This window comes from Nodosilinea sp. AN01ver1 (assembly GCF_050565655.1).
Taxonomy (GTDB): domain Bacteria; phylum Cyanobacteriota; class Cyanobacteriia; order Phormidesmidales; family Phormidesmidaceae; genus Nodosilinea.
On record NZ_JBNXVS010000002.1, the window covers coordinates 1 to 21581 of the forward strand.

13 protein-coding genes are annotated in these 21581 nt (G+C 61.6%); 11 read left to right on the top strand and 2 right to left on the bottom strand.

Features of this window, described 5'->3' with window-relative positions; all coding sequences use genetic code 11:
• Positions 1 to 137: 137 nt before the first annotated feature.
• Complete coding sequence (locus tag ACQ4N7_RS02550) at positions 138 to 1331, bottom strand: NAD(P)/FAD-dependent oxidoreductase (RefSeq protein ID WP_430710066.1); 1194 nt, start codon at positions 1329 to 1331, stop codon at positions 138 to 140.
• A gap of 99 nt (positions 1332 to 1430) precedes the next feature.
• Here ACQ4N7_RS02550 and ACQ4N7_RS02555 point away from each other — a divergent pair, with 99 nt between their 5' ends.
• From ACQ4N7_RS02555 to ACQ4N7_RS02590, 8 genes are all read left to right on the top strand, one after another.
• Entirely contained in the window at positions 1431 to 2144 is a 714-nt protein-coding gene (locus tag ACQ4N7_RS02555) for an AzlC family ABC transporter permease (protein WP_430710331.1), read from the top strand.
• 45 nt (positions 2145 to 2189) lie between these two features.
• A complete protein-coding gene (locus ACQ4N7_RS02560) occupies positions 2190 to 2519 on the top strand; it encodes an AzlD domain-containing protein (RefSeq protein WP_430710067.1) in 330 nt (109 codons plus the stop codon).
• A gap of 49 nt (positions 2520 to 2568) precedes the next feature.
• Positions 2569 to 2820, top strand: coding sequence for a UPF0175 family protein (locus ACQ4N7_RS02565; protein ID WP_430710068.1), 252 nt, complete (start codon positions 2569 to 2571; stop codon positions 2818 to 2820).
• Positions 2813 to 3298 carry a DUF3368 domain-containing protein gene (locus ACQ4N7_RS02570; RefSeq protein ID WP_430710069.1) on the top strand — a complete coding sequence of 162 codons (486 nt, stop codon included), beginning with the start codon at positions 2813 to 2815 and terminating at the stop codon, positions 3296 to 3298. The genes ACQ4N7_RS02565 and ACQ4N7_RS02570 overlap by 8 nt, the downstream gene beginning before the upstream one ends.
• 134 nt (positions 3299 to 3432) lie before the next feature.
• On the top strand, positions 3433 to 3633 hold the full coding sequence (locus tag ACQ4N7_RS02575; RefSeq protein ID WP_430710070.1) for a heavy metal transport/detoxification protein: 201 nt from the start codon (positions 3433 to 3435) through the stop codon (positions 3631 to 3633).
• A 115-nt stretch (positions 3634 to 3748) separates the two neighbouring features.
• Positions 3749 to 5152 carry a cytochrome P450 gene (locus ACQ4N7_RS02580; RefSeq protein WP_430710071.1) on the top strand — a complete coding sequence of 468 codons (1404 nt, stop codon included), beginning with the start codon at positions 3749 to 3751 and terminating at the stop codon, positions 5150 to 5152.
• A complete protein-coding gene (locus tag ACQ4N7_RS02585; protein ID WP_430710072.1) occupies positions 5106 to 5747 on the top strand; it encodes a Coq4 family protein in 642 nt (213 codons plus the stop codon). Before ACQ4N7_RS02580 ends, ACQ4N7_RS02585 begins: the two co-directional genes overlap by 47 nt.
• Before the next feature lie 3 nt (positions 5748 to 5750).
• A complete protein-coding gene (locus ACQ4N7_RS02590; RefSeq protein WP_430710332.1) occupies positions 5751 to 6074 on the top strand; it encodes a YnfA family protein in 324 nt (107 codons plus the stop codon).
• 69 nt (positions 6075 to 6143) lie between these two features.
• Here the strand turns inward: ACQ4N7_RS02590 and ACQ4N7_RS02595 are convergent, their stop codons facing one another.
• Positions 6144 to 7343 carry a glycosyltransferase gene (locus ACQ4N7_RS02595; RefSeq protein ID WP_430710073.1) on the bottom strand — a complete coding sequence of 400 codons (1200 nt, stop codon included), beginning with the start codon at positions 7341 to 7343 and terminating at the stop codon, positions 6144 to 6146.
• A 549-nt stretch (positions 7344 to 7892) separates the two neighbouring features.
• On the opposite strand from ACQ4N7_RS02595, the gene ACQ4N7_RS02600 reads away from it, so the two are divergent.
• The 3 genes from ACQ4N7_RS02600 to ACQ4N7_RS02610 all read left to right on the top strand — a co-directional run bounded on the left by ACQ4N7_RS02600 (position 7893) and on the right by ACQ4N7_RS02610 (position 21521).
• Positions 7893 to 8357: a carboxypeptidase-like regulatory domain-containing protein gene (locus ACQ4N7_RS02600; protein WP_430710074.1), complete on the top strand. Its 465-nt coding sequence runs from the start codon at positions 7893 to 7895 to the stop codon at positions 8355 to 8357.
• A gap of 298 nt (positions 8358 to 8655) precedes the next feature.
• Complete coding sequence (locus tag ACQ4N7_RS02605) at positions 8656 to 20112, top strand: LamG-like jellyroll fold domain-containing protein (protein WP_430710075.1); 11457 nt, start codon at positions 8656 to 8658, stop codon at positions 20110 to 20112.
• 368 nt (positions 20113 to 20480) lie between these two features.
• Positions 20481 to 21521, top strand: a complete 1041-nt coding sequence (locus tag ACQ4N7_RS02610; protein WP_430710076.1) for a fatty acid desaturase — start codon at positions 20481 to 20483, stop codon at positions 21519 to 21521.
• The last annotated feature ends 60 nt before the right edge of the window (positions 21522 to 21581 follow it).

The following is a 21581-nucleotide window of genomic DNA, read 5'->3' on the forward strand; positions in this document are numbered from 1 at the left end:
GGTGGCGCTCGTCTGCGCTCAAGCGAACAACGTACTTCTTCTGCATGACAGTCGGGCTAACTTCATGCAGAACAGGGTACCTCAGACTTTCATCTAACCCTAATTCTTAGTCTTGACGCTGCACTAGACTCTGGCGCTTACTGCGTCACCAGCAGATCGCGCAGGGGTTTGGTCATCCAGTTCAGCCCCACCCGCACCTGGTGATTGAAGGTGGGCATGCGGTAGAGGTAAGCCAGGCGGCGAGCCACGTAGGCCAGCTCGCCATCGAGCTGAATGCCCAACCCGGTCAGGGTGGCGCGGCTGGTGCCCAGGGTGAGCATTTCGCCCAGGTGGCGGTAGCGGAAGGGCAGCTGGGGGCGATCGCTGAGGCTGGCCCAGATATTCCAGCCGACAAAATCGGCCTGCTGCAGCGCCACCTGGGCCGTGGTGGGCACCTGCTGACCCTCGGCATCGCGGCAGTCGGCGGCGTCGCCCAGGGCGTAAACACCAGGGCGATCGACCGACTCCAGCGTGGGCTGCACGACAATCTGCTGGCGATCGTTGTGCTTCAGGGGCAGGTCGGCCATGACTTCGTTGACGCGGGTACCCACGGTCCACAGCACCAGATCGACGGGCAAAATGTCGGTCTGCTCCCGAAAGGTGAGGCTAATGGTGTCGGCGGTGATGTTATCGACGGCGGTTTCAAGATCGACCCACACCCCCAGGTCAGAGAGCACCTTTTGGGCCACCTCGCGGTTGTACTCAGGCGAAGTGCGCAGAATCATATCGGTGCGCTCGATCAGCCGCACTCGACCGCGATCGCCCAGCTGTTCGGCCACCTTGCAAGCTAGCTCGACACCGCTGTAGCCGCCGCCCACCACCGCAACGCGAATTTTTTCGGCATCGGAGGCGGTCAGCAGGCGCAGGCGATCTTTGAGCTGGTAGGCGTCTTGTAGGGTGCGAAAGGCGAGGGCGTGCTCGGCGACGCCGGGGGCCATATCCATCGGGGTGGTGCCGCCCAGGGCCAGCACCAGGCGATCGTAGGGGAGCGTCATGCCGTCGCTGAGGCTGACGCGATGCTGGTCGAGGTCAATAGCGGTGACGCCCGCCTGGCGAAACTGTACGGCGGTACCGGCCAGCAGCTCGACGTAGGGCGGGGCGACCTCCCAGGCCTGTAGCTCATCGGTGACCAGTTCGTAGAGCAGCGGCAAAAACAAAAAGCGATCGTTGCAGTCAACCAGCGTAATGGTGGGTGGAGTGCCTTCCCACGGCAGCTGGCTCAGGCGCAAAGCCGTGTAGAGGCCACCAAAGCCACCGCCGAGAATACAAATTTGCTGGGGAGCGTCTGCCATGTCAAAAAGCTGTGATACCTCTTCTACCTTCTAACTCAAAATGGAAAGAGTCATCCTGCTTTGCGGAGATTTCTTTTGGCTACAGCATCAGACTTTGGCATGCGATCGCCTCGTCAAGAGGCGCTGGCCGGGGCGCGCGACATTATTCCCCTGGTGGTGGGGGCCATCCCCTTCGGCATTATCTTTGGCACCCTGGCCCAGGGCAGCGGCCTGTCCTTTGGAGCCACCCTGGGCATGTCGGCCTTTGTGTTTGCCGGGTCGTCGCAGTTTATTGCCCTGGGGCTGCTGGCGGCGGGCAGCACCCTGCCCCTGATTGTGCTCACTACGGTGGTGGTTAACCTGCGCCACATGCTCTATGCCGCCAGCCTGCTGCCCTACGTGCAGGGCGCGTCGCAGCGGTGGAAAGCGGTGATTGGCTTTTTCTTGACCGATGAAGCCTTTGCCGTGGCCATTCGCCGCTACGTGCAGCCCGACCCCAGCCCCCACAAGCACTGGTACTACCTGGGAGCCGCCGGAGCCATGTACAGCAACTGGATTTTTTGCACGCTGCTGGGGCTGACGGTGGGCCAGCTCATTCCTAACGCGGCGGCTTGGGGGCTGGACTTTGCCATGGTGGCGACGTTTATTGGCATGGTCGCACCCTACGCAACGACAAGACCGATGGTAGGGGCGATCGCCGTTGCAGGACTGGTGGCGGTGCTGGCGAATGGGCTACCCCACAAGCTGGGGCTGATGGTGGCGGCGATCGCAGGCGTCGCCGCCGGGTTCTGGCTCGAAACCCAGATCACCCCCAAGCCTAAGGCGAAAGGATAACGACTGCCTAGTTCAAGATTCAAAATTCGAAACTCAAAACTTTCTATGAACGACTGGCTTCTCGTCGCCGCTATGGCCCTGGTAACGTTTTCAATTCGCTACGTGCTGTTAGCTTTTAGCGGTCGCATTCAGCTATCGCCGACTCTGGTACGGGCGCTGGGCTACGTGCCCCCGGTGGTGCTAACCGCGATCGTGGTGCCTGCGGTGGTCTTCCCTGATGGCGAAACGCTGTGGCTGGGCTGGCAAAATGCGCGGCTGGTAGGGGCGATCGCCTGCGTCTTTCTCGCCCTCTGGCGCAAAAATCTGCTGCTCACCATCGCAGGCGGCATGGCTATGTTCTGGGGCTGGGGCTGGCTAGTGGGGCACCTGCGCTAAAATCGAGAGGGCTGGTAAAGCGCTCATTCATCAATCAGGAACGTCAACTATGACAACTCGACAGATCGTTATTGACATTCCTGAGACGGTCTTTTTGTCTGAAACTACTGATGAAGCTGCCTTTGCCCGCGAACTGCGAATGCTGGCTGCAGTCAAGCTGTACGAATTAGGTCGGCTATCCTCCAGCCAGGCAGCGGAACTGGCCGACATGTCGCGCGTTGAGTTCCTGTTAAGCCTCAAAAGCTATAGGGTTTTCCCGCTTGAGTCCGAATTAGTGGACTTAGAAGAAAGCCTTGCCTGAAGCTATTTCCAACACGTCGCCTTTGCTCTATTTGTATCGCATACAAGCCTTGAACTGGCTACCCCAGCTTTTTGATGACATTTGGATTCCAAGTGCAGTTGCGCTCGAACTCGCAGCCGGTCAGAAGCAAGGCTACGATGTGCCGAGACCAAAGCGCTATCCCTGGCTCAGAGTAGTAGAACCTGGCGTTACTTCGCTTGATTGGCAAGCCTTGGATTTAGGCCTAGGCGAAATTGCAGCAATGTCCCTAGCCCTTGAGCATCCTGCAAAAATTGTTCTCTTAGACGACATGCTGGCTAGGCAAGCCGCCCAAAGTGCTGGGCTTCGCGTTTGGGGAACGCTCAAAATTTTGCTGGAGGCAAAATCACAGGGTTTGACTACAGCCATCAAACCTCTGGTATACCGGCTTGACAATGCAGGGATGTGGTTATCTGAAGAGATTGTGCAACGAGTTTTGGCTTTAGCCGATGAAACTTAGCTTAAAGTCTGGCCTACGGCTGTTCAGGCACGATTGGGGTTGGTTTTCCTGGGAAATTCAGCCTTTCTGTAGACGACAACACCCCTGCCCGCTGCCTATGGTAAACACGTAAAACGATAGGCAGAGAAATTACTATGGCGTGGCAGTTTAAAGTACCAACCCTGGGCGATCAGACGTCGGAGCAGGAGCTAAAGAAACTCATTCTGACCTCTGAGCCGGATGCTAACGTTGACATCAATTCCCAGGCCAAAACGATCACTATTAGCTCTAAAGCTTCAGAAGAAACCTTTAAGGAACTGATCGTGGCCGCTGGTCACAACATCGCCCCTGCCTAAGGCGGCCTGGGATGGCAGGATGATTGGCCTGAGAGCCTACTGTTATAGCTCTGCGCTACTCTAGAGGGCGTTGGCCTTGGGGCCAAACTTAACGCTCGCCTTCTTGCTTGAGTATATGGCCACCTCCATCCCAGATTCAGGCCCAAATTCGGGCGTCCCAGATTCGAGGCCTTTGCCCCCCGGCAGCTTTGGTCTGCCCGTGGTGGGTGAAACCCTCAGCTTCTTGTTCGATCGCGAGTTTGCCCGCAAGCGCCAGGCCAGGTACGGAGCGATCTTCAAAACGCGCCTGCTGGGCCGCCCCACGGTGGTGATGATGGGGCCAGAGGCCAACCAGTTTGTGCTCTCTAGCCACATGGTTTGTTTCTCCTGGCGCGAGGGCTGGCCCGGCACCTTTAAAGAACTTTTAGGCGAATCCCTCTTTTTGCAGGAGGGCGAGGAGCACCGCCGCAACCGCAAGCTGCTCATGCCCGCCTTCCACGGCCCCGCCCTGGCTGGCTATGTCGATACCATGCAGACTCTCACCGATCGCTACGCCCAGCGGTGGGAGAACCTGGGCCAGTTCACCTGGTTTGACGAGCTGAAGCGGCTCACCTTTGACATTGCCAGCACGCTGCTGCTGGGCAGCGAACCCGGCGACCAGAGCGCCCAGATGTCGCAGTGGTTTGCCGATTTGACCAACGGCCTGTTTTCGCCGCCCATTCGCTGGGGCTGGACACCGTTTGGCAAAGCAATTAGAGCGCGCGATCGCCTGCTAGAGCACATCGAGCAAGTGGTTAAAGAGCGCCAGGCCCACCCCACCCACGATGCCCTGGGCCTGCTGGTGCAGAGCGAAGACGAAGACGGCAACCGCCTCAGCCTGGAAGAAATCAAGGCCCAGGCCCTGCTGATGCTGTTTGCGGGCCACGAAACGACGACCTCGATGCTGACCTCGCTGGTGATGTCGCTGGCGCAGCACCCCGACGTGTGGGAGCGAGCGCGGCAGGAGCAGGCGGCGCTAATGGCCAATAGCAACGCGATCGCCCTGGAGCAGATTCGGCAGATGCCCTACCTTGACCAGATCGTCAAAGAAGTGGAGCGGCTGTACCCGCCTGTGGCCGGAGGCTTTCGCGGCGTGATCAAGGCTTTTGAGTTCAACGGCTACCGCGTGCCCGAGGGCTGGATGGCGCTGTACAGAATTGATGCCGCCCACCGCGATCGCCGCATCTACACCGACCCCGAAACCTTCGACCCCGATCGCTTTGGCCCCGAGCGGGCCGAGCACAAGCGCTATGACTTTAGCCTGGTGGGCTTTGGCGGCGGCCCCCGCGTGTGCCTGGGCCTGGCCTTTGCCCAGCTCGAAATTAAGCTGGTGGCGGCTCACCTGCTGCGCCACTACACCTGGGAACTGCGGCCCGATCAAGATCTCACCATGAATCCTATCCCCACCCTCAGACCTAAATCAGGACTCAACGTCGTCTTCAAAAAACGTGACCATGCTCAAACCCAAACAGCTGCTTCGGGCTATTCGAGCCGTTCGTAGTCAAGAGGCGACCAAGCTGGGCGACTTCGCCATTCTCAAAGCCGATGCCCTGGGGGCCGGGGCCAACCCCGCCGTGATGCCCCAGCTTGAGCCGGTGGTGGGCTACTACCCCCCGATCGATCTGGAGGCCCTGAGCCGGCTGCCCAAGGGCACCTTTGGCTACGAGTACGCTCACCACATGCAGGCCAACCAGCTCAGCCCCTTCACCGTCAGCCCGGCGCTGGATGACGTGGCGCGGCGCAACGTGTTTGCCCTGCGCTACGCCATCACCCACGACATTTTTCACGTGCTGCTGGGCTTCGACACCAGCTACGCGGGCGAAATGGGGGTGCTGGCCTTTGCCGTCGCCCAAAACTACAGCCGATCGCAGCGGCTCGGGCTGTGGCTGGCCAGTGCGCTATACCCCCTTCTCGCCCCTGGGCAAACGCGAGACATCTTGGCCAACCGTCGCCTGGGGCTGGCCCTGGGGCAGCAGGCCCAGTGCTTGCTGGGCACCCGCTTTGAAGACATGTGGGACCGGCCCATCGATGCCGTGCGGCAGCAGCTAGGGCTGCCCAGCCCCAGCCCGACGGTGATGAGCGCTAGACAAGGCTGAATGATGGTGCGATCGCTGCTGCTGTTTGGGCTGGCTGGTCTGTGCGAGATTGGCGGCGGCTACCTGGTCTGGCTGGCCCTGCGGGAGGGCAAAAGCCCGTGGCTGGCGGTGCTGGGCGTAGCGATTTTGGGGATATACGGAGCAGTGCCCACGCTGCAACCGACCCACTTTGGCCGCGCCTATGCGGCCTACGGCGGCGTTTTCATTGTGCTGTCGATCGCCTGGGGCTGGCTGGTTGACCAGGTAAAACCCGATCGCTTTGATCTGCTCGGCGGCTGGATTATTTTGCTGGGCGTTCTAGTGATGATGTACGCCCCCAGACGCTAGAGGACCGATACAGTAAGTCTTGTTGGGTTCTGCTGGCGCGCCACCCAACCTACAAACTGTACCGATGCTCTAGGACGCTTTCAGCGATCGCCCCCGCCAGGTCCAGCCCCAGCCGGTTTTGGTCTTGACGATGGAGGTGAGCGCGATCGCCACCACAATTAGGCCGCCCACGCTGCTCAGCCACCAGTAGCGCAGAGGCACCCTCACCTGCTGGTAGCTCAGCCACCGCAGCAGCCCGTAGGCCGCCAGCGTCAGCGCCGTCAGTCCGTAGAGAGCCAGCGTAGGCCAGGAGAATTCAAGCTTGAGCAGAAGTGCAACTAGGCTGGCCAGTAGCCCCACCCAGGGCATGACAAACACCATGGCAATGGTGAAGGCCGACAGCAGCGTCAGCGGCAAATTTTCTTCGGTGCCCAGGTAGTAGTTCTTCGTCCACCCCTCCCACAGGCTGCCAAACGACGAATACATGCGCACGCCCAGCAGGTCAATGCCCAGCACGTAGCGCAGGGTCAACTCGTGCCGCCGAATCTGGCGGGCCAGCTCCACATCTTCCACGATCGCGGCGTGAATGGCGGCGTGGCCGCCGATCTGGTCGTAGGCGGCGCGGCGAAACAGCATAAACGGCCCGGCGGCAAAGGCATCGTCTACCGCCGTCGAGTCGTTGATGGCCTGAAAGTCGTAGGCGATCGCGATCGCGCTCATCATAATCGGCTGCACCAGCCACTCAGAGAAGCAGCTGATGATGATATTGGGCGCACAGCTGAGCAGGCCGGCCTCGTGGGTCTGGGCTTCGGCCAGAGCAGCGGCGATCGCCCCCGCCGACAGCCGCACATCGGCATCGATAAACAGCAGGTAGTCGCCCTTAGCAAACTGCACCGCGTGAGCACAGGCCCAGTTTTTGCCGTGCCAGACTTCCCCCACGGGGCGCGGCGGCACCAGCAAGTGGTGAACATGAGTGTGCTGCGCCGCCAGTTCGGCGGCGATTGACCCCGTGGCATCGGTGGATTGGTCATCGGCAATCCAAACCTCAAACCGCTTCGCCCCCGGCAGGGCAGTCGTCAGCACCGCATCCACACAGGCGCGAATATTCTCCGCCTCGTTATAGGCCGGAATAATCACGTCAATCGACGCTTCTAGCGGTGTAGTGTCAGCGGGTTCCAGGCGAGGGGCCGCCTTCAGCGACTGGGTGAGCTTCCAGGTAAAGGCCGCGATCGCCACCAGCGCGATCGCCAGCACCCCATCTAACCCCAGCATTACCGCTCTCCATCCCATGCGTTCACCCCGCTACCGTGCTATGGCCATTTATTCAAACGACAGGCCTAAGCAAAGGCGCTCACCCACCGTGTTCACAGTCTAATGCGGTTGATCAACGGGCCTAGCCTATTCTCAAAAGCATGGCGATGACAAAACGGTGGCGGTGATGTAGTCATCAGCAGAGGTGGCGCGACGGACATTGGTGACCATGACTGTGTCACCCCTCTGAATAGCTAGGCAACCCTTGATATTGCTATATCACCACCTGCTATTGGCCTATCACCGCCTGCTATTGGCCTATCACCGCCTGCTATTGGCCTATCACCGCCTGCTATTGGCCTATCACCGCCTGCTATTGGCATGTCATTGACTGGCATTGCTATGTCACAGGGTAGAATTCGCTTGTCAACACCTGGCATCGCCTTCTTATGGGGTGGCTTTGAGCTGTGACCGGGCCACACAGCGATCGCGCTAATAAGCTATGGGTGAACCGTTACACCCTGGCTCAGCGCCGGGCAACTCTCGCTACAATAAAAGCCACACAGAACATTACGGATCGCTTGTGCTATGAAACGGTTGCTTGTTGCTTTGGTCATGTGTTTGGCTCTGGTGGGGTTTCCGGCTCAGGCCAGCGCACACCAGGTCGAAACCTTCTACACCCTCGACAATCAGCTTGAGTTTCAGTCGCAGTTTAGTTCTGGCGAGCCGTTTGTGGGCGCAACGGTCAGCATTTACGCCCCCAACAACCCCGACGAACCCTGGATGACCACCACCACCGACAGCGAAGGTCGGTTTGCCTTTTTGCCCGACGAGTCGATTCCGGGTGATTGGGAAGTGGCGATCGAAGACGAGATGAAAAGCCACGCCGACTACTGGACGGTGCCCGTCGGCGATAAAGGCATTATCTACGACGGCATTAGCTTCGACTCGACCGAAGACGTGCACTACCGCGCTGCCGGAGCCTTCATGCCGCTGGTCTTTTCTATCGGTGGCGCGCTGGCCTGGCTCGGGTTTACCCGTCGCCGTCGCTAGTTGAGCTGAGCGGCTCGTCTTGAATCCTTCAAACCAAAACCTCCGGTAGCCCCACTGCGGGTCGCCGGAGGTTTTGGTTTGGCTGGGCACAGGGCTGAGCTAGGCGATTGGCCACGGCAAAGCACGGGCCGCAATCATCCTGACTGGTGAGAACGATCACCAAACCCATCCCGCAGCCATCCGTATTTTCCCTGTAGTTCTCCCTGCGTTCCCCCTAACGACCGAGGGAGAGTAACCCAGCGCTTCGCCCTGGTTTGCTCTCGGCCAAACGTTACACCCCCCTCCAGGAGAACCTTTCATGACTGCTCAAGCCCCCGTTTTAGAAAGCTTCATCAAGCGCTACAGCGATCGCAACTACAAGTACCCCGTGCTGGTGCGTCACCAGGGCGCAGTGATTGCGCTGGCTATGGATGACCAGCGCCGCATCTATTATTCCGTGCTCAACCTCAACGGTCAGGACAATTCTGTCGACGTGAATGGCTGGGCCGACCGCCCCTTAGAGCTAGAGTTTCCCAAAGAAATTGCCGAAGTGGGCTTTGGCGTGGCCGACCAGCTGCTGCTGCCAACGGTGAAGAAGGGCAGCCGCGACCCGGTCGGCCCCGGCGTGGTCGTGGCCGACAACGAAGAAGACAAGTTTTTGTCTAGAACTGCGCGCCTGACGGCGGATGCCCCCTTTCAGGCCATGTCAGACGGGCGGTTTGTGTACGTATTTCGCCAGGCGATCGCGGCGAATCACCCCGACCGCATTACGGTAGAAGGCCCCCAGCAGCAAGCGATTTCCATCGTTGACTCGACCCTGCTGGTCGATCGCTTTGTGCTGTCGGGGGCCTCGGGCGCAGCCCAGGCCGGCCAGGCCGCTCCGGTGCCGCAGCTCAAGCTCAATCTGGAGGTGCGCTTTCGCCGCAGCCGCAGCAAAACCCGGCCCCAGAGCACCAAAGACAGCCTGGGCGCGCGCGACATGCAGGATCAGCCCTTCTTTGAGCCCACCCAGGAACTGTCGTTCATTCGCAATTTGCAGGATGGTCGCTTTTCGATCGTGCTGCTGCCCACCAACATTGCTGAGGTAATGCGCTGGCAAATCTTTGCCTACAACGCCGTAACGGGTCTGATCGACGCCTACAACGTGGAGCGTTCGGCGGAGGGGCTGTTTAACACTCGCGGCACCCAGGCACCCGCAGCTACCGAGGCCGCCGAAACAGCGCTGGACTTCAGCCAGGCTGGCGATCATGTTGTCTTTGCCCCCGGAGTGCTGCTGGGTCAGGGCTTTAGCCAGGAAGCGTGGATTTTTCCTCGCGTCAGCGTGCCCGAGCGAGGCGTTGAGCTAGAGCAGGTGCTGCTGGGGGGCGACGACAAGACCGCCGATGCGCCGCCCTCGATCTGGATTGTCGAGAACCGACGGGTGCGGGTGGGCTTTGGCGATGGCACCGAGTTCCATTCGTTCATCACTGGAGAGGTGCTGCGATCGAACCAGTGGAACCATCTGGCAGTGGTGTTTCGCGACAGCGACGGCGGCTATCACATCTACGTCAACGGCCTTGCGGTCGAGGTGAAGGCCGAGGGCACGGGCAGCCTGGGCAAGCGATCGGTAAATGCCCCTGTTCGCCTGATTGGAGCCCCCAGCCGCAGCTTTTTTGGCCTGGTTGACGAGATTCGCCTGTGGAACCGCCCCCGCTCAGAGCGAGAAATTCGCAGCGATCGCGGCCTGCGCCTGACCGGCCACGAGCTGGGGCTGGCGGCCTACTGGCGGCTCGACGAAGGGCCAAGCCAGGGCGTGCTCGACCAGACCGGCAACCACGCCCCCGGTACGCTCAGCGCCGACTTTGCCAGCCGCGCCTGGGTGGTTTCTGAAGCGCCCATTGGCGAAAATGCTGGCCTTAGCCGCGACAGCTTTCAGGTGGAGGGCCGCACCATTGCATCGGGCCTGGCCTCGCTGCTCTACTTTCAGCAGGAAGCAGCCCGCACCGGCTACGACCAGCAGGCCAAGCCGCTGCGCCAGGGGGCGCGGGTGATGCTGGCGGTGGCCACCCAGAGCGCGGGCGGCCAGCACAACGAGATTGCCACCCTCGACTTTGGCGTCTCTGCCAACGGTCGATTGGCGAAGGTGCCCGACAACCTCGCCCTCAAGCCCGTGGCGGTAGAGCGCGACGGCGGCCCCGTTGATGTCAGCGCCGAACTGGCGCAGATTGCGGTTCTTCAGCAGGCGATCGACCAGACGCTCAGCGCCGACGATACCGCCGATGTCAGTGCCGATCTGGCCCAGATCAATGCCTTGCAGACCCTCATTGCCCAGAAGCAGCAGGCCGCCCGCACTGTCGATGTCAACGCCGAGCTAGCGCGGATTCAGGCCCTACAGGGGTCAATCACCCAAAAGACCCAGCGGGCCACCACCCTGAGCGCCGAGATCGACTATCTCAACCAGATGTTCGCGATCGTAGATGACGCGATCGCCGTAGGCGGGTCTCTGACCATCGCCGCAGCCGGTTCGATCGGCACCAACCGCCGCATTGCCAGCAGCGTGCCCTCGGGCAGCCTCAACGACCTCAACCTGCTGACTAAGCTCAACCGCCTGCGCGAGCTGCGCGACCTGCAGGCCAACGGCCAGCGCGACCTGCAGCAGCTCCAAGACTTTTTGAGCAATGCCCAGGTTACCCTCTACGAGCACGCCAACTTTGGCGGTCGGGCTGTGTCCTTTGGGCTCAATGCCGGTTCGCCGCGCTTTGTCGGCTATACCCAGCTCAACCAGCACAGCTTCAACGACCGGATCAGCAGCATCAGAATCTCGACCTTTGTGCGGGTCGATCGGGGGCGGCGGATGGCAATTCCGGCCCTGCAAGTGACGGCTTACCAGCACGCCAACCGCAACAGCGGCCAAGAAAAAGGGTTTGTGAAACTATTTAGCGAAACCACCGACTTTGTCGGTAGCGACTACAACGATCGCATCTCCAGCCTGGATATTGCCGAACACAAAGACTTCCGCATCCATCGCCAAACGCTGCAGGAATCGCTCGATTCTCTAGCTGCCGACCTCGCTACGCTGCTGGGCGAGCTGACCACCATTCGCGCCAATATCGACGAGCTGCGCGCCGAGCACGATCGCCAGCGGCGACAGCTAGAGCAGGCCATAACCAGCGATCGCACCGCCCTGGCTGCCCTGCAAACCCTGCTCAATAAAGGCTTTGCCGCCACCATGCCGGTGGTACACAGCGACGCCAGCGGCCTATCGATCGCGGGCGGGCTGCTCACCTTTGCCTGGTCTACCGATACCCCGCTGCTGTTTGACAGCGCCGTGGGCAACGTGGCGATGTACTTTCGCGGGGCCGACGACCAGTTCTTTGTCGCCTACTACAAAACCCTCACCCAGCGGGCTCGCTACACCCTCAACGACGCCCTGGGGGCAGAAGCCGTGGCTGGTTTTGCCCGCTCCACCGAGGCCGAGATGGACCGCCTTCGCGTAGATGTCGCTGACTCAGAAACCGCCTCTACCTGCACTGTCACCCTGGCGGTGAAAGCGGGCGATCAAACCATTGAGGAAACCTGGCGGCAGGTGCCGCGCCAGGCCCAGGGCTTTGCCAGGGTGCTGAACGGGCTGGCGGGCGATCGCACCTTTGTCGGTCGGGGCCACCTCGTCGTCACCAGTGGGCGAGCCGAAACCGTGGCGGTGGTCGGGGGTATGCAGCGATCGCTGCCCGCCGGGGCCACCCTGTTTGTTGGCGACCTCAAGGCTACTCTCACCGCTGGCGTCGACCAGGGCGCAACGGAGCTGAGCATTCGCGCCGCTGGCGTGGCCAGCCCCAGCCCCGATCCGCTGCCGATCTTCTTTTTGGAGTACGACTACGAGGTGCACGCCAGCACCACCCAGGCCGGGGCCGATCTGTCGTCGGGTTCGCGGCTGCTGGCCTTTATCGCCAAAGGGGCCGGGCAGGGCGTCAAAAACGGCACGGTTCGCAGCGGCGTTACCCTCACCAGTCGCTGGGTAGCCGAAGCGCCGGGCCACACCTACGCCTTCGATGGCAAAGACAGCTACGCTCAGCTCGAAGCCGATACCCCCGCCGCCTTTGACCAGCAGCTGCGCCAGCTCTCGCCCAAGGACGACCTCACCCTGGAGGCCTGGGTGCGCCCCAGCCAGATTACTGAAGCCAACCTGCGATCGCGGGTGCTGCACTACCAGCCCCAGCCCGGTACGTCCGACACCCCCTACCTGCTGGGTCTGAAGCGGGAAGAGCTGAGTACCGCGATCGCCCTCAACGGCAGCACCGATGTCGTTCGCATTCCCAGCGCCCCCCACCTCAACTTTGCCGGGGTGATCACGCTAGAGGCCTGGGTCAAACCCGCCCAGAACGAAAACAACGGCAACCTTCTCGTGCACGGCAACGCCGACGGCGACCAGGTCTACCTGCGGCTCAACAACGGTCGCTACGAGGCCGGTTGCCAAAGCACCGGCAGCGTTCACCAGGTTTCTGTGGTGATGCCCGCCGCCGATCGCACCGGGGTCGCCTGGGTGCACCTGGCCGGGGTCTACGACGGCAGCCACTGGCGGCTGTACCGCAACGGTATTGCCATTGGCGAGCAGGCCGCAGCGGTGGGGGCCATTCAGGTGGCGACGGATTGGGGGCTGGGGTCTCACCCCGCGATCAGCAGCCGCATTTTGAGCGGCGCGATCGCCGAAGCCCGAATCTGGAAGCGGGGCCGCAGCCAGAGCGACATCGCCACCGATATGGCTCGCGAGGTTATCGGCAACGAAACCGATCTGGTCGGCTGCTGGCGCTTCGACGATTTTGGCAACCGTCGCGCCACCGACCATTCCCGCTTTGGCCACCACGGCACCCTGGTGGGCAACCCCCAGGCGATCGAATCACCCATGCCCGCCTACTCGGTGTTTGCCGGGGTGGGCGAGCAGCTCGTGCAGGCCTCGCAAAAAATAGCAGCGGGCAGCTGGAACCACCTGGCCGTGGCGTTTAACCAGTCCTACGGGGTACAGCTCGACGGCCAGCCCACCACCTTCTTAGATGCAGGCACCGACCCCACCCTCGACCTCAACCGCGACCTCACCCTGGAGGTGGCCTTTAAGGTCAACGACCTCAGCCAGCCCCAGGCCCTGGTCAGCAAGGGCAAAATTAGCACCACTGAGGATCCTGATCAGCACGTGCCCTACGCCCTGTACCTCAACCCCGCCGGGCGCGCCGTCTTCGCCTTTGAAGATATCAAGGGCAACAAGCACCTGTTTGTCTCTGAGCCAATCGCCAACCCCACCGGGTTCCACCAGGTGACGGTGACCCGCAAGCGCCACAGCATCACCAGCCCGGTGCGCAACAACAGCGACCAGCAAACCGGCGTTGATATCGTTTCCTGGGATGTGATTCAGTTCTTTGTCGACGGTCAGGCCAACACCCCCGGTGGTCGCCCCTACGGCCTGTTTGAGTACAAAAAACCGGGCAGCGACACCAGCGGCCGCCCCCGGGTAGAAGACAGCCGCAATGAAGACAGCCCCAGCCCCGGCTTCAACGCCGGTCAGCCCCAGCAGCCGGTGGATATTGGCAGCAGCAACGCGCCCCTGGAGTTTGGCTCAGGCTTTGCCCTGGCCTCCCTGCGCCACAACGGCAGCGATCTGGACAGCATCAACGGAGTCGCGCTACCGTTCTCGGCTTTGCTGGTGAGCAACGGCAGGCTGTTTGCGTCCCAGCAGGCGGTTTTGATTGCCCATGCCGCCGGTATCGAGGCTACCGCTGCCGAGCTGGAGCGGGATAGTACCCTGCTGACCCAGGCCCGTCGGGTATTTGAAAACGGGCAGGCGATCGCGCCCCTGAACGGCACTCTGGCCGAAATTCGCCTGTGGAACGTGGCCCTGGAGACTGGCAGCATCAAGCCGACCATTCAGGGCGGCGAAAAGGGATTGCTCTCGTGGTGGCAGTTTGAAGAGGCGGAAGGGACCCTCGCCTTTGACGCCAAGGGCAGCAGCCACGCCCGCTTTAAAGGCGGCGTGCAGTGGGTCAAAGACCCCAACCCCAGCGGGTCGAAGCTGGTGCTGTACCGCAACGGGCAGCTGATGGCGAGCGAACTGGTGCCAGCGGGCAATCGCGCCGCCCTGCTTTCGCCCCAGGCCCAGTTCACCCTGGGTGGCCTGCAGCGCGGTGGCCAAATTCAAGAACACTTCCAGGGCGAGCTAGAAGAAGTGCGCATCTGGCGCACCGCCCGCACGCTAGAGCAGGTGCAGGACAATCTGTTCCGCCGCCTGCTGGGCGAAAACGAGCAGTTCCTCGACAACCGCGAAGACCTGATCGCCTACTACCCCTTCGACACCAACCAGCCTGATGTCCTGGCTGACTACTCCCTGCTAAACAACAAGCTGGTAACCCACCGCACCGAGTTCGTGCTCTCCACCGCCCCGATTGGCGAAGACACGCCCCAGGTGCGCAGCGCCCTGGCCGGGGTGAGAACGCCCTTTAGCGATCGCCTCCAGAGCCCCCCCGCCGTGCAGGAGTACGGCGACCTGCAAACCGATGTCGATGGCAACCTGTTCGGCATCTACAAGCGCTGCTACGGCCTGATTAAAGACGGCCAGTGGGAGCTCATCACCGGGTTTAAGGTGGGTGAACTGGTCACCGAGTGGGTCGGCCAGGTGCAGTTTGACCCGCAGCTAATCGGCTTTATCGAGGGGGCACCGCCGGTCCCCGGCGAAAACCTGACCAGTACTGGCGTAGTGCTGGGCGAATTTGCCGACTACAACGGAGCCAGCTCTGTGGAGCTGAAGCAGGCCAGCAAAACTAACTTCACCTTTTCTGCCGAGAAGGAGAACGGTTTTGACTCTACCTTTGACCTGACCGCCGGGCTGCTGACAAAAATCAATGTCAAAGCGGGCATCGGCCTGGTCATTGATACCGCCGATACCGACGGCTCCTTTGGCATCAAGGCCAAGTTTGAGCACTCCCTGGGCTGGCTCAGCGCTGGTAGCACCAGCCTGGAGCTGGCCAACAACCTCTCCAGCAAGCAGCAGCTCCAGGGCTATGTCGAACCCCCCGACGCCGTGGCCTTTGGCGATGTGGGGCGGCGGTTTGTGCCTGAAAACATGGGCTTCGCCCTGGTGCAGTCGCAAACTGCCGATGTATTTGCCCTCCGGCTCAAGCACAACAGCGCCCTGGTGTCGTACCAGATGCGGCCCAACCCCGATATTCCGCCCGATCGCAACATCATCAACTTTCCCCTCAACCCGCAGTACACCAAGCAGGGCACCCTCGACGGCAAAGTCGGCTTCACGCCCGACCCCGCCTACCCCAACGCCCTCACCTACAGCAACGACAGCAGCTTCTACAAGCCGGTCGAAGCCTTTGCCCTCAAGCAGCGCATTCAGCGCGAAGAGGAGCGGGTGCGGGCCTACTACGACCAGTACAATGCCGGAGCGGTGGGCCGTCGCCAAAACGTATTGTTTGACCAGGAGGGCGACCTGGGCAGCGAGGAAGTCCTCGACAATCTGCCTCGCTTAGAAAAGCGCAACCTGGCCAACACCTACGTCTGGACCGCTGATGGCGGCCTGTTCGCCGAAACCCAGGAAACTATGGATGTGCTGCAGGAGAGCTACGGTGGATCCTACGCCTTTAAAGGGTTGGCCGGGGCTTTTGCTGACCTCAGCGTGGCGATCGGCGGCGTTGGCTTCAAGTTCGGCTTTGAGGCGCTGTTTGGCGGTCGGCTGAATGTGCAGGCCAATAAGAGCGTGCAGTCTGAGAATGCTTTCTCGGTCGATGTCAGCGTCGACAACGTAGAGCGCGATGTCTTTCTGCGCGATGCGGCTGGGAATGTGCTGTTTGACAACAGCAATCCCCTTATTCCCAGAGCCCTGCGCCATCCGGGCCGGGTCGATGCCTACCGGTTCATGACCTTTTACCTGGAGCCCCAGGCCGACCACTTCGACCATTTCTTTAGCCAGGTGGTTGACCCGATCTGGCTGGAGCAAAGCACCGACGCCAACGCTCTGGCCCTGCGCGGCCTGCGCGACGCCAACAAAGGCCCCGGCACCAAGCCCCCCTGCTGGCGCATTTTTCACCGGGTCACCTTTGTCAGCCGGGTGCTGCCCCCGATCGGCAGCACCAAGCCCCTACCAGCGCTAGAGGCCAAGATGCGGGAGCTGAGCATCGACAGCAACTTTGAGCTGATCAAGCGGCTCGACCCCTTTGTGGCCGATAAGGTTGATGACTTTGGCGAATTTTCGCAGGCGATACACGACACCATTGCCACCTTCATGCCCGAGCTACAGCCCCACGCGGCCACCATCACCGAGTTCATGCGGCTGTTTTACGGCGTGGCCGAAGCCACCAGCCTGGCCGACAGCCCCGAACTCACCGCCCTGCTAGCGAGCGATCGCGCCCCCAACGCGCCCCCCGTAGTGCGAGTGGGCCGCAGCCAAACCCTGCACCTGGTCGATGATGTGGTGCAAACCACTCTACCCGGCTCGGTGGCCGACGATCGCCTCTCATCGGACGCCATCTTCGTCACCTGGGCGGTGGAATCGCTGCCCAGCGGGGCCACCGTCAGCTTTGACGATCGCCACAGCCCGGTTGCCGTCGCCAGCTTTAGCGACATTGGCCGCTACCGACTCAGCCTCACCGCCAGCGACGGCACTCTGTCTGCGACCGAAACCCTCGATATTCTCGTCAACCAGTCGCCCCTGGTGCGAGCAGGCGACGATCAGGAGATCGGCTTCGGCCAGCCCCTGGAGCTGGTGGGCGAGCTGGTGCGGGATGGCCGAGGCGAACCAACCACCCAGCCCCAGACTATCCGCTGGGAAGCGGTCAGCGGCCCCGGCATTGTCTCCTTCTACGATGAAAAAGCCCTGCGCACTGACGCCACCTTCACCGCCAGCGGCGTCTACCTGCTGCGCCTGACGGCAGAGACTATCACCGCTAGCGGTGTACTCAGCCACAGCGACGACCTCCAGGTGGTTGTAGGGGCGCGCATTAACCGCGGCCTGCTCAGCCTGTACAGCTTTGCTGACCCACTGGCCGCCAGCGGCACCGTGCGCGATGTGGCAGGCGTCGGAGCGCCCGCCGATCTCACCGTCACGGGCAACGCCGTGGCGCTAACCGCCCCTGGCAGCACCAAACCCTTTGCCCTGGCGCTCAAGGAACCCGCTCGCCTGACCAGCGCCAGCGCCAGCCGCCTGACTAGGGCAATCAAAGCCAGCGGCGAGTTTACTCTGGAGGCCTGGATCAACCCATCCCAGGCCAATCAGCCCGGTCTGGGGCGCATTCTCACTCTGTCGAGCGGAGCCAGCGCCCGCAACCTGATTTTGGGCCAAACGGGCAGTCAGCTCCACCTTGGGGTGCGCACTAGCGAGACCAACGCCAACGCCAGCGATCGCGCTCTGGCGGGCGGTACCCTTACCCCCGGCACCCTCACCCACGTGGTTTGCACCCGCGAGGCCAGCGGCCAAACTCGCCTTTACATAGACGGCAAGGTAGTGGCCCAGCGGGCGATCGCAGGCAGCCTGGCCAACTGGGACGACAGCTTTGCCCTGGCGCTGGGCCATGAGCTGGGCAGCAGCCTGAGCCAGGATCGTGCCTGGCTGGGCGACTTCCACCTGGTGGCCCTCTACAGCAGCGCCCTCACCGCCGCCGAAATTGCCACCAATTTTGAGGTGGGTGCCAATGCCAACCTGGCCCCGGTGCTCTCAGCCGGTGCCGACCAGGTGGTCACCTTCCCCGGCCCCCTCTCGCTCAGGGGCACTGTGATCGATGACCAGCTGCTCAACGGCGATCTCTCGGTGCTGTGGAGCCAGCCCGGCGGCCCCGCCCCGGTCATCTTTAGCGACCCGGCCAGCCTGGAGCCCACGGTTAGCTTTACCGCCCCCGGCACCAGCGATCACGACGGCAAGCCCTACACCGTAGCGGGCGTTTACACCCTGCGGCTGACCGTGGGCGACGAGGTCCAGGCGATCAGCGATGAGGTGCAGGTTATTCTTAACCACGCGCCAATGATTACCGCAGCCGACTCCCTCGTTGTGCAGTTGCCCAACCGGGCACAGCTTGCGACCGAGGTGCAGAGCGGTCTGGGCAACCCCCAGCAGGGACGCCTCACCCTGCTCTGGAGCCAGCTCAGCGGGCCGGGTACGGTTGACTTCGGCGATCGCACCCTGGCCAACACCACCGCTCAGTTTTCCGAAAGCGGCACCTACGTGCTGCGACTGACCGCCAACAACGGGCTGCTGACCACTGTGGCCGATATTACCGTTCACGCCAACAAAGCGCCCACCATCCGAGCCAGCGCTGAACCCCTGATCAACCTGCCCACCCCCGCGGCGCTCCAGGGTGAGGTAGTCGATACCGGGTTGGCCGATCCGGCGGGCACCTTAACCGCCAAGTGGAGCCAGGTCAGTGGCCCCAAACCGGTTGACTTTGGCGAGGAGGAGGCTCTCACCACTACCGCCACCTTCCACACCAGCGGCGAGTACATCCTGCGGCTAACCGTTAGCAACGGAGAACTCACCACCAGTCGCGAGGTGACCATCACCGCCAACCAGGCTCCGGTGGTCGAGGCCGGCCTCGACCAGAGCATCGATTTCCCGGCCCTGGCCGAACTCGACGGCACCGTCAGCGACGACGGCTTTCCCCTGCGGCCCGGTCGTGTGGCCCTGACCTGGAGCCGGGTCAGCGGCCCCGGCACGGTCACCTTTGCCGATGCCAACAGCGATATCACCACGGCCCGGTTCTCCCAGGGCGGTGAGTATGTGCTGCGGCTAACGGCCAACGACGGCGCGATCGCCGCCCACGACGAGGTCACCATTCGGGTTAACCAGCCCCCCGTAGTCGATGCCGGGGCCGACCAGGTGCTGAGTCTGCCCGTGACTACCGATGGCTCATCGCCCAGGGCGATCGCCACGCTGTCAGGCACTGTGCAAGACGACGGCCTTCCGGCTGGCAGTCCGACGCTGCTCTGGCAGCAGGTCAGCGGCCCTACTTCGGCGGTGCTCACGAATGTCAAGCAGGCTACCGCCCAGGCGGAGTTTTCCCAGGCGGGCACCTACGTGCTGGAGCTGAGCGCCAGCGACGGACGGCTGACCGGGCGCGACACCGTTCGAGTCGTTGTCTCCCAGCGGGTGGTGACCGGCATTCAGGCCCTTTACGATTTCCGGGAGGGCGCGGGCAACACCATTCGCGACCAGTCTGGGCTGCAGCCAGCGCTAGATCTAACGCTGGTGAATGGCGCGATCGCGCGGTTGCCCCAGGGCCAGGGCATCGCCCTGCGGCAGCCCAGCCTGCTGGCTACCAGCGGCCCGGCCACTCGACTCAGTCAGGCGATTAAGCGCAGCCAGTCACTGACGGTAGAGGCCTGGGTTAAACCGGCCCAGCTAACCTACAGTCAGCTGCCAGCGCGAATCGTCACCCTCTCAGTGGACACCGGCAACCGCAACGTCACCCTGGGGCAGGGCAATAACCGTTACGTGACTCGCCTGCGCACAACCACCACCGGCAGCAATGGCGACGCCAAGGTGCTGGAAGCAGGCCAGGTCAACCTCAACCAGCTCACCCACCTGGTCTACACCCGCGATCGCGCTGGCGTTGCCACCTTTTACATCAACGGGCAACCGCAGCAGAGCACTACCATCGACGGCGATCTGTCTAACTGGGATGCGGCCTTTCGCCTGGCTCTCGGTAACGAGCTGACCGGCGACCGCCCCTGGCTGGGTGAGTACCACCTGGTCGCCGTCTACAACCGCGCCCTGACTGGGGAGGAGGTCAGCCAAAACTTCGCTGCCATTCTTGGGTAGCGTCTAGCAACCGGGTTTTTGCGGGGGGTATTGCCCCTTGCAAAAACCCGGCTTTGATATGGCATTGGGTGCTATAAATCAACACTCGTTTTGCAGAAATTTTCGATAAAGCCCTTGACTCACTCAGTAAGCAAAACCGAGCATGATATGATTGTTAAGGAATTATAAGCGTCCCTATGGGCCAGTCTTTGCTCCATTAAGCTGTTTGCGGCGGTTATCTGAGTTTTTGAGTTAGTTCGGCTTGTTGATATCTCGATTTTGCAATCAAGCTTAGGCTCTGTTCGGTTCCCTTCGGGGTGAACAGATTTTTTTTGGGCAAAATAGTCCAGCCCCGATGTTCGCACGTTAACTTTTCTGGAGACTATTCCTTGACTGCAATTTTTGAGCCTTCCGCTAGAGCTGCGGATGCAAATCCGTATGGCGACCTGACTCTAAAGCAGGTTATTCAAACTATTCCTAAGGCCTATTTCCAAAAAGACTCCCGCAAGGCGTGGACTGCAGTGCTGCTCAGCGTCGGGGCGGTAGCCCTGGGTTACATTGCGATCGCGCTCTCCCCCTGGTTTCTGCTGCCGGTGGCCTGGTTTGTAACCGGCACGGCGCTAACCGGCTTTTTTGTCATTGGCCACGACTGCGGTCATCGCTCCTTTGCCAACCGCCGCTGGGTCAACAACTGGCTGGGGCACATCATGTTTCTGCCGCTTATCTATCCCTTCCACAGCTGGCGGCTGCTGCACGACATTCACCACCGCCACACCAACAACATGGAGATCGACAACGCCTGGGCCCCCTGGAGTAAGGAAGAATACTCCGGCGCTGGCGGCTTCTTGCAGGCGGTTTATCAGGCCATGCGGGGCTGGCTGTGGTGGCTGGCTTCGGTGGCCCACTGGGGGGCGCTGCACTTTGACCTGCGCAACTTTGAACCCCGCGACCACGCTAAAGTACTGCGCTCCATTGCGGCGGTTGTCATCTTTGCAGCGGTGTTTTTCCCTACCCTGTTCTACTTCACCGGCCCCTGGGGCGTAGTGAAATACTGGCTCATGCCCTGGCTGGGCTACCACTTCTGGATGAGCACCTTTACCCTGGTGCACCACACCATTCCCGAAATTCAGTTTCACTACGACGACACCTGGAATGAAGCTGAAGCGCAGCTCTCCGGCACCGTCCACTGCGACTATCCCAAGTGGATCGAAGTGCTGTGTCACGATATCAACGTCCATGTTCCCCACCATATCTCAGTCGGCATACCGTCCTACAACCTGCGGCCTGCCTACGCCGCGCTGAAAGAAAACTGGGCTCCGCTGATGAAAGAGACCAGGTTCTCCCTCGATCTGATGCGAACGATTACGGGGCGCTGTCATATCTATCACCCGGAGCGGGCCTACCAAACCTTCCGGGATATAAACCGCTAAAGCCGTGTCTGACGGTCTCTACTGGGGCGATTTAGCCCCCATTACCGGCCTGGTTTTCCT